This window comes from Achromobacter marplatensis, from assembly GCF_049060505.1.
In the GTDB taxonomy this organism is placed as follows: domain Bacteria; phylum Pseudomonadota; class Gammaproteobacteria; order Burkholderiales; family Burkholderiaceae_B; genus Achromobacter; species Achromobacter marplatensis_A.
In genome coordinates, this window is the sequence record NZ_JBMGRB010000006.1 from 162,738 (window position 1) to 176,117 (window position 13,380).

The following is a 13,380-nucleotide window of genomic DNA, read 5'->3' on the forward strand; positions in this document are numbered from 1 at the left end:
CTGCTATCAGCCGTTTCAAGACCCTTCTCCCGCACTAATGAAGCTGCGCCATTTGGCCAGTGCGTTGAGATAGGCGCCGAGTACCTCCGGCATCGACTCGCGCGGGCAGTCCGGTCGCAACATCTGCTGCAAATGCAAGCTCTCTTCGTTTGGGTCGACCGCCATCCCGGCCGCCGTACCGCGCAACATGCTCATTGCGAACTTGCCACATCGTCGCAACAACACGTCACGCTCGATGCCAGGCATCGGCAATGCGCATAACCGGCTTTTCACGCCCACCCATCCGGATTCAAGGGGCACCAGCTGGATGCGATAGATATCGTCCACCAGGAGGGAGAGTGTTCCCCCGATGCCTGCCGAGGTCGCGGGCAAGGCAAAACTGCGCATGCAATACTCGACCAGAGGATGATAGGTTGATCTATCCATGATTGGAAATTCCTTGATCGAGCGACGCACGCAACAGGCGCAAAAGTTCAGCGGTGGGAACGATCAGTTCGGCAGGGATGTATTGGTCGATTTGCCCCTGCGCCATCAAGGCGCGCGCCAGCGGAATATTCTGCATGACGGGAATGCCTTCTTCGCGGGCGGCCTTGACCATGGCCGCCGCCAGCGCGCCTTCGCCTTTGGCCAGAATGACAGGAAGCGGAACCTCGTCTTCCTCGTAATACAGCGCGATGGCCAAGTGCGTCGGATTGGTGACCACCACCGAGGCCTTGCGCGTATTCGCCACAGCCCCGTTCATTGCCATTTCCTGGTGCAGGTGCTTACGCGCATGCTTGATATGCGGGTCTCCCTCCATTTCTTTGTACTCCTGCTTGACCTCTTCCTTAGACATCATCAACCCCTTTCTGTATTGCATGCGCTGCCATCCCAGGTCGACCACCGAAATAATGAAATAGGCCACTGCAATGTTGACGACCAGCGTGCGCATCATGCTTCCCATCGCCGCGGCCATGCCCGCAAGACCACTATGGGGGATCGCCATCAATTCGGGCATTTCATCCCGGATCACCTGAACGACCAGGATTGTCAAGAAAACGATCTTCACGATCGACTTGATGAATTCCACCAAGTTCTTTTTGGAGAAGATGTTCTTCAGGTTGCTGATGACATTCAGCTTCTTGGCGGACGGCAGCAGTTTTTTGAAGGCAAGCACCAGTCCTACCTGCAGGACTTCGGCGAATATCCCAACCCCGATGGCGATGCCCAGGAATGGCAGAAGCACGGCCAGCATCTCTTGCAGCAGCAGGTCGAAGACGGTGTTGATCGCCGCCTCGAAAGGAACGTTCGTGAAGTTAGCGGGGATCAGGATGATGCGGGCAAAGGACTCAACGATGGCCTCGGCGTTTCCGATCATGTAACCGAACATCGCGAGTATCAGCACGGTCTGCGTGAAGTCTTTGCTATGCGCGACTTCGCCCTTCTTACGCGAGTCCCGCAGCCGTTTCTGGCTAGGAGGTTCTGTTTTTTCCCCGCTCATTGCGGCAACCATTCACGTTGTAGAAACGGCAACGTTTCGCTGACTTCCGCCACGCTTTCCCAAGCAAAGCCGAACAGAACCTTGGTGTAGAGGACAAGCACCAGCAAGGCTAACGCGCTCTTAATTGGCATCGCCAGAAAAAAGACCTGGAGCTGCGGTGCAAAACGGCTGACCAACGCCAGACCTATCTCGGCCAGGAACATGGCGATGACCGCGGGCGCGGCATACAACAGCGTCATACGCAGGAACTTGTCCAGCAAATCAAGAAACAGGGGAATAGAACTTGCATGCAGCGTGGGCCACCAGTTCCAAATGCTCCAGACCTGAAAACTGGTAACGATCATGGTCATCATCAGGAAAAATCCGCCGCTCGTCAGGAAAAAAACGATGAAAGCCTGGTTGAACAGAATTCCCATCGGCGAGGAATCATTGCCTGTTCCCGGGTTCAGTGTGGCGCCCAGACTGGCGCCGCGTTGGTTGTCGATAATGAAGCCAGCCGCTTCGAAAATCCAAAAAGGCAGCGCAATGATGTAGCCCATCACCAGGCCCACAAAGGCCTCTTTCGTCAAAATCAAAATGATATCCAGCGTTCCGCCGCCCCAACGCGCGTAATCCACGGCAAGCGCGGGCACCAGGATCAATCCCATCGCCGCTGCCACGGCGTAGCGGAGCATTCCTGGCAATAAACTGCGGTTGAAAATGGGCAGCATCATGCTCAAGGCAAGGATGCGCGGTTGCGTCATGGCCAGCGTTCCCAACAGGATTTTTGCTTCTTCGTAGGTAACGCCTGCAATCATGGAGTTCCCCGGCCCGCGCCGCTATCGAATCTGATGAAAAACGTTGAAGACGCTGACGGTGTAGTTGTAGAGCTCGGTCCCGACCCAACGGGCCGACAACAGGATGACGGCGAAAACCACCACCATCTTGATGGCGAAAGACAACGTCTGCTCCTGGATTTGAGTCAATGCCTGGAACAACGAAAACAGCGTGCCAATGATGGCCGCGGCAGCAATCGGAGGCAGCGACAACCAGAGAACCAGGTACAGCGCTTGCGTCATGTACGCGACGATATCGCTTGTATTCACGCCATATCCCTAGACATAGGACAACACCAGACCTTGGATAAGGCGGCTCCAGCCGTCCACCATGACGAACAGGAACAGCTTGAGTGGCATGGATATCGTTACGGGCGACACCATCATCATCCCCAACGCCATCAGGATGTTGGACACGATCAGATCGATAATGACAAACGGCAGGTAGAGCAGGAACCCCACCTGGAACGCCACTATCAGTTCGGACAACAGGAATGCCGGCACCAAGACGATCAAGTCGCTTTCCTGCAGGCCTTCCGCCTGCTCCGCTCCCCACAGCTGGCGGGCGGTGCGCACAAAGAAATCCCGTTGCTCCGCGCGGCTGTTCTTCAGCATGAAACTGCGCATCGGCTCGGCCGAGCGCTGCGCGGCGTCAAGAAATTGGTCAAGCGAACTCGTCTGTACGGTCGTGGGCGACGCCGCCGCAACGCGTAGCTGATCGGCGATCTGGTAGCCCACTGGCGCCATGACGTAGGCTGAAAGCACAACAGCTAATCCGTACAACGCCATATTAGGCGGCGCTTGCTGAACGCCCAGCGCATTCCGCAATAGAATCAACACGACGCTGATCTTCAAGAACGACGTTGTCATGACGACCGCCAGCGGCACCAGCGCCAGCATCGCCAGCGCTATCGCCAGCGTGATGGGATCATAGCCATTCATGGCATTGCGGCCCCGAAAGACCGCAACATGACGCCGATGCGCCCATCGATCTCGACCAGGTCTCCGGTGCCGACCTGCCGGCCATTGGCGCGGACCCGCACGCAGCCGTCGGCGATAGGACGATCCAACTCAAAGATCTCGCCTGGCGCCAAGGTCTTCAAGGTTCCCATCGCAATCGACCGCTCGCCAAGATCGAAAGTAAGGCGAACGGGGATGTCATCGACATCAAAGCTGGACGCGGGATGCGCCTCTTCCGGCTCCACGTCGCCATCCTCCGCTTCATAGCCAGGCGCGGGGTCGGATCCCGCTTCCTCGTGGCCTTCAAGGGGCACGATCGAGTTCGAGAGGTTTGCTTCTTCGTCCGCGGCGGTTCCGACGTTGGTATCCATGATCTTCTTCCAGGTTTTCGTGACAACGAGTTGCCCGTGCTCTTCGCGCACGCACACGCCCCACTGCGTATCCAGGGTCAACCAAAGCTCGCCATGCCCATCGATGTAGCTGTCATCGAACAGCACCACATCCCGTGCTGCCAAGCCGCTAAGGTGGGCGCGGTTCAACGTGGTGGCGCCAAGTAGCGCCCGTACCCGGACCGGGATGGCCGAGGTATCCAGCGTTTGTGCCGTGGACGGCTGCCGACCCATCAGCCCCGCCAACAGCATTAATCCCAGGGCGTCGCACGACAGGCAGGCGAACGCGGTCATGCCGGATTCGACGCTATGCAGCCGAAGCATCCATTCGTGCTCAAGTCCCACCGAGGCGTTGCCATCGAGTGTCAGCTCAAGTAAGCGCGCCGGACCATTGCCGGCTGCTCCCAGGGCGCCAAGCACCTCGTCTAAAAGCGCTTCGACGGCCGCTGCGTAAAGGGGCTCCGGCAATTCGCCAAGGTCCAGATCGGGCATGCGTGCCGTCAGCCAGACGTCTATGCCTGTCTCGGGCATGCAAAGTCGCAAGCGCGCGCCGGCCCATTCAATATGCGCGATGACGCGGGAAGAAACCCTGACCGCCTCGTCGACCTCTCGCGTAAAGGTCACCTCCCAATGGACCGGCTTCGCATCGGGGCCAGCGCCTTCCAAAGGGGGCATGGCCAATGACAACCGCGCGCCGTACCGAGCGATGCGCGTGTAGGCGCTTGCGGTCTGGCCACTCATGCGCAATAAGGACAATGGCACTTCAGCGGGGCGATTCACGAAAATCCGTCCTCTAGATTCAATATTCCGGAACGTCCGAGACCCATTGACCCGGGTAGAGATCGGCACCTTCCTTGTTCTGCAGATTCACTCGGACCTGTCGGGAAAGGCTTGCGGCCAAATCGTTGGCCAGGCCCGGGGCCAATCCCGAGACTCGAGCCTGCGCCTCGTCTGTCCCACACCGGAATGCCGCGACCAGTTGCCCTGCCTCTTCGTACAACGACACGCTGACGTCGGGAAGGAAGTCATCGGCTAACTCCAGCCTGACTTCGCGAGGCCCCGAGCCGCCTTGGTCCGACACCATCAACCGCTTGGCCGCAACCCCGACTATTTCGTCCAGCGGCTTCGCAGCGGCCGCTTTCGCCGGAATTTCCCTGGACGCCGCGCCGAACAAGCCGAACGGAGTCGCTAGCGCCGCGTGTGGCAACGCCTCGGCCGGTCCATTCATGGCCCGCTTGAAAGCATTGGTGTCATCTTCGCCGGGTTTGTCTCGCTGATTTCTATCCGATCCAAATCCTTGCTCCCCGCTTGGCGCTTGGCGCGCCAAGCCGGTGTCTAACCCAGTTCGCCTGTCGTTGCTCATGCGGGGCATCCCTCAATGTCGTCGTCCCACTCCCGCGGCCGCCAAGCCGCGGAAGCCACCTCTTCGATTTCCGCGTCTTCCTTGCTATCGCGTTCTTTAACTTCTTCAGCCAGATACACGCCCGCCAAATCCACGAACTTGTCGCACTGACGGACGGCCTGTTGGTGAACAAGACGCGCGCCCTTCAACGACTGTTCCGCCGCCAGTTCAGTCTTCTCCGCCTGTTCTCGCACGTCATCGCATTGGCGCTCGCCATCGCGCAGGCCGGCGACGCGTTGCAGCACGCCGTCGATTTCGCGCACCCGCACTATCCGGCCGCACAGGTCTGCATACATTCCGTCTTCTTCGATTCGAGCCTTCTCGCGGAACTGCTGTAACGAGATTTCGGCTTCCCGGCGTGCCCTTGCCGCTTCCGCCATGCGGCGACGTTCCCGCCCTACCGAGAGTTCGGCCTGTTCCTCTCGAAAGCGCTTGATCTCAAGTAGGGCATCGAAGATCTTCATCACTGCCCCGCAATGCGGCTCATGCCGTCCAGGGCCTCCTCCAGCGTCGATAGTTCATCCGTCCGCTGGCGAAGGAAGGCCCGAATCGCGTCGATCTTCTCCAACGCTTCATCCGTGGCCGGATCGCCGCCCGGCTTGTACTCGCCGATCTTCACCAGAAGCTCTACCTCTTGATACTTGGCCATCAACTCGCGTATCCGGCCCGCCGCCGACTTATGCGCTTTACCGACCACCGCATTCATGACGCGGCTGGCCGAGGCCAGCACGTCGATCGCCGGATAGTGATTTCCCGAGGCCAGTTTTCGCGACAGCACGATATGCCCATCCAGAATCGATCGGGTTTCGTCGGCGACGGGCTCGGTCATGTCGTCGCCTTCGACAAGCACCGTGTAGAGCGCGGTAATGGAGCCTTTGTCGTTCATGCCGACCCGTTCCATCAGCTTTGGCAGCGTGGCGAACACAGAAGGCGGGTAACCGCGCCGCGTAGGCGGTTCGCCGGCTGCCAGCCCAATCTCGCGCTGCGCCCGTGCGAACCGGGTTACCGAATCCATCAAGAACAACACCTTCTTTCCTTGGTCCCGGAAATACTCGGCGATAGCCGTCGCGACATACGCGGCCTTGGCCCGCTCCATGGAAGATTTGTCGCTGGTGGCACAGACAATGACACTGCGTTTTCGCCCTTCCTCGCCGAGTTCGTGTTCAAGGAATTCGCGCACCTCCCGCCCTCGTTCGCCGATCAGCGCAACCACCGTGACGTCGACCGCGGCACCTTTCACCAACATCCCCATCAGCGTCGATTTTCCGCCGCCTGCAGCGGCGAAGATCCCCATGCGCTGTCCCTCCCCGCATGTCAAAAGGCCATCCATGGCCCGGACACCGAGTTCCAACGGTTCGGCGATGATGCGCCGCGTCAGAGGGTCGGGCGCATCGGCGAAAACTGGGTAGAATTTGCTCGCCTCCAGGGGCCCAAAGCGGTCTGCATCCAGCGGCCGGCCCAGCCCATCCACCACACGGCCCAGCAACCCGGGGCCCACCGGAACCATATGGGAGCGGCCGGTCGGAATTACCTCGGTCGACGAAGAGATACCGTGCATGTCGCCCAACGGAGTCAGGAGCGCGGCGTCTTTCACGAACCCCACCACCTCGCCCTTCATCTCGAATGCTTCACCCGGGTTGCGCAGCAGGCAAACCTCGCCGATCTTGACGGCCGGGACCACGGCTTTGATGATGGTCCCAACGACTTGGGTCACCCGGCCCTTTACCTGCAGGGTAGGCGCATCTTGCAACGCCATACCCATCATCTCCATGATGTAGCTGAATTCACGCATGGCGGACGCCCGAAGCGGCGGTCATACCCGGCTTCCCAACACGCGTTCGAACGCCCCGCGCATCGCCTGCAACTGCGCGTCCAAACTCGCCTCTACCAATCCGATCTCGCTCTCGACAATGCAGCCGCCCCGCGCAAGGCGGGGGTCGGGAACCAGATCGACGTAGCCCATTCTTGGGAACTCGGCCAGCCAATCATTCATGCGGCCTTGGGCCACGTCCATGTCGTCGGGGTGCATTCGCAGCGTTACCTGCTTCTGGTTTCGCACGACCGACAGGGCATTGCGAACGACCACTGCCACCCTGTCGCGATCGTCGAACCCCGAAATCAGTTTGCGCACGGCCTGCATCACCACATCGATCATCGTGGTCTCGACGTTGGCGAAGTACTCCACCGTGCGGCCCACGGCCTCGATCATGTGGTCGGCAGCCTTCAAGTTGGCCTCCTGACGTCCTGCCTCGTGCCCGCGTGCCCGCTCGGCTTCATACGCCGCCTCGGCGCCCGCAACGATTTGCTCGGCGCGACGGTTCGCCATGTCGATCAGCGCTTGCGCATCGCCGAGCGCGCTATGCTCTGCGGCGCGCACTATCCGTGTGCCGGGAGCGACCCGCCCGGGCAGCCCGAGCGGTGTCAGCGGTCCTTGGGAAATGAGGAAAGCCATGTGGGATCCATTTTTTCGATAATCCGGCACTCAAGCTCCAACGCGGCGCCAGCCGCCAACGGCGCCGAGCCCGCTGCAACCGTTGGCAGCTTCAGTTCAAACCGGCGCGCCACCGCGGGCCCGGCGTCCGTCACGGCAGCCAGCAACGTGCGTTGGCCCAGTTCTTCCACGGCACTCAACGCCTCCTCCAACGTCCAATTCCGCGTGCCTTCCAACCCGGGATGCAAGGACTCTGCCTGGCGGACGAACGCGACGATGTCATCGCCAAGCGCCGCACGTAGCGTCCGAACCTCCGCACCGACAATAGTGCGGCGCAGCCGTGGTCCGCACAGGACGGCCCCCGTTTGCCGCGCCAGGTTCTCCAACGCGTCCGGGGGCAAAAGCGCCACCACCAGCTCGCGGCGACCTGTATCGAAAACCGGCTCCGATGCCACGCCCAGACCTTGCAAAATCTGTCTGGACCAATGCCGATGCAGTGCGGCGCGCGCCTTGGGGTTGGCTTCCAATACGGCCAGGTTGGCGGACCGTGCAAAGGCCTCCCGACGCGAAGGATGCAGGGTCTGGCTCGGCAATTGATTAAACTCCATCAGTCGACGGCCAAAGAGCTGAAGAGGCGCGGTCATGTCGCGCCGTCGCCGGAGGACGGTTCGCCACGCTTGCCGCGCAGCGCCCCGGCGGTCTTATCGCGCAGCGTCTTGGGCAACCGTCGCCACCCCAGCCAAGCTCCCAGGATCGCCATCACCAGCACCATCAACATGGCGAACGCCAGCAACGCGCTTAAACGGCCGGCCGACCCAGGCTCCACCGCGATCCCAAGAATACGGCTAGGCGCCTGCGCGGCTTCCCCGCCTCGGGGTGCGCCCGGCTGGGCATTGACCAATGTCACCGACACCCTATCGTCGGTCAGGCCGGGAATGGCGTGGATCACCAAACGGCGGATCTGTGGCAAGAGCGCATCCAGCGAGTAGCCAGGCTGGTTCTTGATGAAGACGGCCGCCGTGGAAGGCGTTGCCACCTCTCCTACGCCTCCCCGCTCGGGTAGCACGACATGCACGCGCGCGGTGATGACGCCATCCATCTGGGACAACGTGTTCGCCAGTTCTTGCGATAAGGCGTAGATGTAGCGGGCACGCTCTTCCAATGGCGAAGAGACCAGGCCTTCTTTTCGAAAGATCTGTCCCATCCCATCAAATCGTTCACGCGGCAGACCTTTAGCGCGCAGCACCGTCAAGGCCCGCTCTACCTGGTCCGAATCTACGCTGACGGATACACCTGCCTTGCCCACGGCCTTTTGCGCGTTGATCCCCGCATCGAGCAATACCGATAACACTTCATTCGCTTCGGATTCCGGCACGGCGGCCAGCAAGTCGACGCGCGATCCACAGGCGGCAAGCAACGCCAGCGATACCAGGGCGATGCCGGCGCGCAGCCGGCGCCACAACCCAGCGTGTCGTGACGGCGATATCGAGCCCAAGGGAATCATCAGTTCATCCTGACCAGGGCGTCGAGATTCTGCGTACTCTTGGCTACCGCCTTGCCCACGACTTCATACTGCACCGATACCTTGAGCAAATCGGCCTGCAATCGCAACATGTCGGCCGAGGAGGGTTGGGCGACCATGGCATCCAGCCGGGCGGAAATACCCGACCATTTATCGGAGAACTCGGTCACCGTGCCGCGTAGCCCGCCCAGGATCTGATTGCCCATCGTGGAGACGGGTTGCGCAGCCGCGAGCGTGGCATTCAGGAACGAGCTGGTGGCTTCGATGCCCACGGCGGGTTCCACAACGGCGGTCGGTGCGCTCATCAGCGCGGCAAACTGCTGCGTTGCTAACGATGAGTTCGGCGCCAACGCGCCCGCCGCCGGGGAAACAGCAGCGGCCGCATTGGCCGCGACAACCATTCCAACATCCATGCCAACTCCTACGTTTTAATGGCCTGGCCAAGCAGGCTGCTTGCCAGCACGGACGCTTCCGTGTTCGATTCCAGAACATGGCGCAAGAGCCTGACGCTCTCTGCCGAATACCCCGCCTGCTGCAAGGCCACCGCGCGCCAGCAGTCCACCAGCCCGCGCTCTTCCGGCGGCATATCGCGCGGCGCCGATTCGAGTACGCCCACTGCGGCAACAGGGCGCCCTGCATTCATCCACGCCACGCACATCCCGACGCGGGGATAGGCGCGCATCGGGCGAAAAGCCAACAACGCGCCAAAAATCGGCTCCGCGCGCGCCACGTCTCCCGACGCGGCCGCGAGGAATCCGATCTCCGTCAACAAGTGCGCGTGCGACGCCGACAGCGTCACGCCTTGCGTGCGATCCCGCGCTTGTGCGCCGAATAGTTGCTGCATCGGCTCATGCCGCCATGGGCGCGGCAGCAAGCTTCATCAGCGCTTGCGCGCGCCGCCCGATCTCCGCATGGTCCGGAGACGCCTGCGATTCCTGGAGCACTTGATTCAACGTGATCTGCGCCTGATCGCACATTCCGGCAGCGATCTGACACTCCGCGACATGGAGCGTGGAATCGGGAGAATCGGGAAAGAGCATTGAGTTCAATGTGTAAATGGATGCGGCCTCTTCGTGTCGGCCGGCCATGTTCAGACAGAGCGCCATACCCGCCCAATAGTGCTTGCGCGTGGGTCCGTACTGGGCCAGAAAGGCAAATACCGGCAACGCCTGTTCATACTTCTTCTGCACCACATGGGCATACGCCAGGCCATAGATCACTTCCAATTGCGCACTGGAGAACCGTTGCGACGAGGGCAAGGCAGCCAAGGCGGCGTAAAGGACTTCGTCCTGGCTGGTACGGCGGGCACTGTTTGCTTGAGGCATGTCTTTATCTCCCGACAGATGGTACGCGCGGTCAAATGGTGACGCGCGAGCTGATATTGGCTGCAATCTGAGATTTACTGTCTGCTTGACCGTTAATGACCTGCGACACGAGCACCATCGCGTCATCAATGCTCTTTAGAATTTTCTTCATTTGCTCCAAACCCTCGTCCATGGCGGCCTGCAACTGAATGGAGAACGCAATGAGCTTTTCATTCGCGGCCTTTGCCAGCTCCGCGTCTTCCTGGGTTCCAGCGACCTTCAAATCGTTGACTCCTTTACCGATGCCCATGGACCCTTGCACCACCGCGTTGCTCACATTAACGATCGTGAGCGTTATTTTGGTAGCGGTATTGACGGCTGTAGAACCGCCGCTCATCACACCGGAGACGATGCCCACGGTCAACGCAGCCACCATGCCGACGATCATTCCCGTCAGCGCCACGGTATTGGCGTCGGCACCTGACAATTCCGCGATTCCGGTCGCCATATCACCGAGAATTGACGGTTCCACCACCAATGCCGCAGGCAACAAGATCGCGACGGCGCCGGCCACGACTTTGCCAATGCGCGTAGCGGTTTCCGGATCTACGCCGCAAGCCTCAAGCGTCTTTCCGACCAGCGTCGTGAGCATATTGCTCAGGCTGATTTCCGGGCCGCCGAATTCCTTCGATATCTGGTCCGCCAGGGCCATAGTCGAACCAATCATTGCCATCGTTGCCAGAGCCATCACAGGCGCGCCTAGACCTCCAGTCAACCCTGTCAGGCCGGCCGCAACGACCATGAAGACCGCTGAGGCGATAACGGCAAATACCTTCGCGATCCAGCCGAATATTTTGCTGACGGTGCTCTGATTTTTTGCTTCGGCGCACTTATCCGCCCACTCTTGCAGTTTCTCCATCTGCGCTTCGTTGTTGTCCTGCTTCTTTAGCTGGTCTCCCTGAACTTTCTGCTTGTTGGTGTTCAGTTGCTGGTCTTGGGTCTTGGTAGTCCAGACCCGAATAAAATCGGTCATATCTTCAGCCGAGAATTCACTTCCTTCGGCCAACACCGGAGAACCGTCCGCATTCAAGACGCCATTCGCCCGGGTTGGCGCGATTCCCGCCATCTTGTTCATGGCGACCATCTCGGCCACCTGTCCATCGGTCAAGGGCGTCGTTGTTGATGCGCTTGTCGTGCCATTAATGGGCTTGCCGCCCTCTCCGTCGCCCCAAACAGTATTTACGACCGGGGCGCCCGTTACTGTGTTCACATTCGGCATGGCATGGATTCCTAGAGGAACTTCAGTCAGTCGGTTCAGACATTTCGTGCCATGGCGCGAACGCTTTCAGTGTGCGATCGCTCCTTTTCAGCAAGAAGGTCACAGATCTGTTGCGTCGTCTGATCTATGTGCTCATTATTTTTCCGACTTGTTTCCACGGCTGCGTCGTTAACGGTTTGGTAAGCTTGCAGCCGCTGTTTCTCGGCGTCCTCCAGGCCCGCGTTGTATTCGTGTTGCGCGTTGGCCATCTGGCCGGAGCCAGACAGCGACGCCGAACCGCCCTGGCCGATAGCGAGGGCCGACTGGCTATACGAACCATGCTTTTGTGCCAGACTGTCTTCTATCTTTGCGACGCCCGACCACTTCGCATGGGCACTGGTTTCCACCTTAAAATCGCCAGCCTTGATTGCATTCTCTGCGCTCGCCGCCGTGTTTTTGGCTCCCTTGGCGCCGTATATCCCGCCCATAACGCCCGCGCCCATTTGCAATCCGCCGCCGGCGATCGCCAAACCAGCCGCGGCCACCGAGCCGGCATAACGATCGCTTGCAGCCTGTTCCATCTTGTCCGCCATGCTCATCAATGCGTCGTTCGCGTTGCTGGCGGCGGCAAACCCTTTTCGTCGCTCAGCTGTTTTCATCTCCTGCTGCATCTGAAACATCAACTTGGCGACCGCGGTAGCGTCGGCGGCGCTCTCCTCCACGCTCAGCGAGCTCACGGCGAGAAGCGTGTTGCGCACATCGGCTGCCGTCACATTCCCGTCGTCGGGCCGAGGAAGCCCGGAAGCGTCCGCCACGAGAGTTCCGGGCACTGCCGACACGGCGTCGGAAAGTAATTTCGGATCGATCTGTACAGTGCCTGCCTGCTGCACGCCATCCGCAGACGCCAGCGTCCCGGGCAGGTCCTGAACGGTATAGCTTGAAGATACTTGCATGGTTAGGTCCTCACTTCGGGTAGGTCTGTAAACGAGCCATGAGTTGCCGGGCTTGCTCCGCCACTTCGCCATGCTTTTCAACCGAGCAAAGCGATATCGCGAGCTCAAGCGTTTCCAATGCTTCTGATGTGTGCCCCATCGCAGCCAGGCACTGAGCGCTATGGAAGATTGGCTGTGGGTCATCCACCAGGAATACCGCCGCCGTCATGTACTGGGTCAAGGCATCCCTGTATCTGCCTATCATCTGCCCAGCGGCGCCCAGGCCCATCAGATAGCGGGGCTCCATGCTGTTTTGCATGACCAGAACGGAGAAGATCTTGAAGGCCTGTTCGTATTGGCGCTGACCGTAGAACTGACGGCCAAGCGCATAGACCGCCTCATTCTCCTGGTCGCTGATACCGCGCAATTCTCCCGGGGTACCGCCCCGTTTCAGGTAGTCGCCAAATGTCCTGACTTCCTGGGATAGAGCGTCCCAGACTTGCTCGCCATCCTGCGTTGAGTGTGTCTGCATTGGTTGTCCCGCGAAAAGCGATTTCGGTTTTCAAGGTTTGGATCAGATCATCCGCCGGCGCCCCAGCCCGGTGCGCGCCACCGGAGCGCCCGCCAGGCTGGCGTAGTCGAGCCTCAGCTTTTCCTGCTCCACTTCGTTTTTGACATCGGCAAGGTCTTGCTTCAGTTTCTCAGCGACTTCTTGTTCGAGCTCCGGAGACATTTTCAAGTGAAGATCCGCAAGGCTCATGTTCGAGGGCAACCCCATCGAATGCAGAATCCGAGTATGTTCCCGCGTGGTCTGCTCGATGCTCTCGATCAGCGCACGCGACTCGGCCAGGATCTCTTCGGTGCTTTTTCTCATCGTGCTCCGCCCA

At 60.1% G+C, this 13,380-nt stretch carries 19 protein-coding genes; all 19 read right to left on the reverse strand.

Translation table 11 applies throughout. The features are described 5' to 3' along the window. Positions 1–15: 15 nt before the first annotated feature. The 19 genes from ACI0FO_RS16820 to ACI0FO_RS16910 are packed head-to-tail and all read right to left on the reverse strand — an operon-like array spanning position 16 to position 13,367. Positions 16–426: a CesT family type III secretion system chaperone gene (locus ACI0FO_RS16820; RefSeq protein ID WP_416028387.1), complete on the reverse strand. Its 411-nt coding sequence runs from the start codon at positions 424–426 to the stop codon at positions 16–18. Next, the gene (gene sctU, locus ACI0FO_RS16825; RefSeq protein WP_416028388.1) at positions 419–1,480 is read right to left on the reverse strand and encodes a type III secretion system export apparatus subunit SctU; all 1,062 of its coding nucleotides are present in this window, start codon (positions 1,478–1,480) and stop codon (positions 419–421) included. The genes ACI0FO_RS16820 and sctU overlap by 8 nt, the downstream gene beginning before the upstream one ends. Then, positions 1,477–2,277, reverse strand: a complete 801-nt coding sequence (gene sctT / locus ACI0FO_RS16830) for a type III secretion system export apparatus subunit SctT (protein ID WP_416028389.1) — start codon at positions 2,275–2,277, stop codon at positions 1,477–1,479. The genes sctU and sctT overlap by 4 nt, the downstream gene beginning before the upstream one ends. A gap of 21 nt (positions 2,278–2,298) precedes the next feature. Beyond that, on the reverse strand, positions 2,299–2,565 hold the full coding sequence (gene sctS, locus ACI0FO_RS16835; RefSeq protein WP_416028391.1) for a type III secretion system export apparatus subunit SctS: 267 nt from the start codon (positions 2,563–2,565) through the stop codon (positions 2,299–2,301). A gap of 9 nt (positions 2,566–2,574) precedes the next feature. Beyond that, positions 2,575–3,237, reverse strand: a complete 663-nt coding sequence (gene sctR, locus ACI0FO_RS16840) for a type III secretion system export apparatus subunit SctR (protein WP_416028393.1) — start codon at positions 3,235–3,237, stop codon at positions 2,575–2,577. Next, complete coding sequence (sctQ, locus tag ACI0FO_RS16845; RefSeq protein WP_416028396.1) at positions 3,234–4,493, reverse strand: type III secretion system cytoplasmic ring protein SctQ; 1,260 nt, start codon at positions 4,491–4,493, stop codon at positions 3,234–3,236. Before sctQ ends, sctR begins: the two co-directional genes overlap by 4 nt. After that, the gene (locus tag ACI0FO_RS16850; RefSeq protein WP_416028397.1) at positions 4,444–5,007 is read right to left on the reverse strand and encodes a hypothetical protein; all 564 of its coding nucleotides are present in this window, start codon (positions 5,005–5,007) and stop codon (positions 4,444–4,446) included. Before ACI0FO_RS16850 ends, sctQ begins: the two co-directional genes overlap by 50 nt. Beyond that, complete coding sequence (gene sctO, locus ACI0FO_RS16855; protein WP_416028399.1) at positions 5,004–5,510, reverse strand: type III secretion system stalk subunit SctO; 507 nt, start codon at positions 5,508–5,510, stop codon at positions 5,004–5,006. Before sctO ends, ACI0FO_RS16850 begins: the two co-directional genes overlap by 4 nt. Beyond that, entirely contained in the window at positions 5,510–6,838 is a 1,329-nt protein-coding gene (gene sctN / locus ACI0FO_RS16860) for a type III secretion system ATPase SctN (protein ID WP_416028401.1), read from the reverse strand. The genes sctO and sctN overlap by 1 nt, the downstream gene beginning before the upstream one ends. Before the next feature lie 21 nt (positions 6,839–6,859). Beyond that, positions 6,860–7,498, reverse strand: a complete 639-nt coding sequence (locus tag ACI0FO_RS16865) for an HrpE/YscL family type III secretion apparatus protein (protein WP_416028403.1) — start codon at positions 7,496–7,498, stop codon at positions 6,860–6,862. Next, positions 7,468–8,121 (reverse strand): SctK family type III secretion system sorting platform protein, encoded by a 654-nt coding sequence (locus ACI0FO_RS16870; RefSeq protein ID WP_416028405.1) that lies wholly within the window; start codon positions 8,119–8,121, stop codon positions 7,468–7,470. Before ACI0FO_RS16870 ends, ACI0FO_RS16865 begins: the two co-directional genes overlap by 31 nt. Then, a complete protein-coding gene (gene sctJ, locus ACI0FO_RS16875; RefSeq protein WP_416028407.1) occupies positions 8,118–8,981 on the reverse strand; it encodes a type III secretion system inner membrane ring lipoprotein SctJ in 864 nt (287 codons plus the stop codon). Before sctJ ends, ACI0FO_RS16870 begins: the two co-directional genes overlap by 4 nt. Then, a complete protein-coding gene (gene sctI, locus ACI0FO_RS16880) occupies positions 8,981–9,412 on the reverse strand; it encodes a type III secretion system inner rod subunit SctI (RefSeq protein ID WP_416028409.1) in 432 nt (143 codons plus the stop codon). The genes sctJ and sctI overlap by 1 nt, the downstream gene beginning before the upstream one ends. An 8-nt stretch (positions 9,413–9,420) precedes the next feature. Then, a complete protein-coding gene (locus ACI0FO_RS16885) occupies positions 9,421–9,843 on the reverse strand; it encodes a hypothetical protein (RefSeq protein ID WP_416028410.1) in 423 nt (140 codons plus the stop codon). A 4-nt stretch (positions 9,844–9,847) separates the two neighbouring features. Continuing rightward, positions 9,848–10,324 (reverse strand): SycD/LcrH family type III secretion system chaperone, encoded by a 477-nt coding sequence (locus ACI0FO_RS16890; protein ID WP_416028412.1) that lies wholly within the window; start codon positions 10,322–10,324, stop codon positions 9,848–9,850. Between the two features lie 31 nt (positions 10,325–10,355). Further along, complete coding sequence (gene sctE / locus ACI0FO_RS16895; protein ID WP_416028414.1) at positions 10,356–11,582, reverse strand: type III secretion system translocon subunit SctE; 1,227 nt, start codon at positions 11,580–11,582, stop codon at positions 10,356–10,358. Between the two features lie 35 nt (positions 11,583–11,617). Continuing rightward, entirely contained in the window at positions 11,618–12,514 is an 897-nt protein-coding gene (locus ACI0FO_RS16900) for a hypothetical protein (protein WP_416028416.1), read from the reverse strand. A 10-nt stretch (positions 12,515–12,524) separates the two neighbouring features. Next, positions 12,525–13,025 (reverse strand): SycD/LcrH family type III secretion system chaperone, encoded by a 501-nt coding sequence (locus tag ACI0FO_RS16905; RefSeq protein WP_416028418.1) that lies wholly within the window; start codon positions 13,023–13,025, stop codon positions 12,525–12,527. A gap of 42 nt (positions 13,026–13,067) precedes the next feature. Beyond that, a complete protein-coding gene (locus tag ACI0FO_RS16910) occupies positions 13,068–13,367 on the reverse strand; it encodes a hypothetical protein (RefSeq protein ID WP_416028420.1) in 300 nt (99 codons plus the stop codon). Positions 13,368–13,380 lie beyond the last annotated feature (13 nt).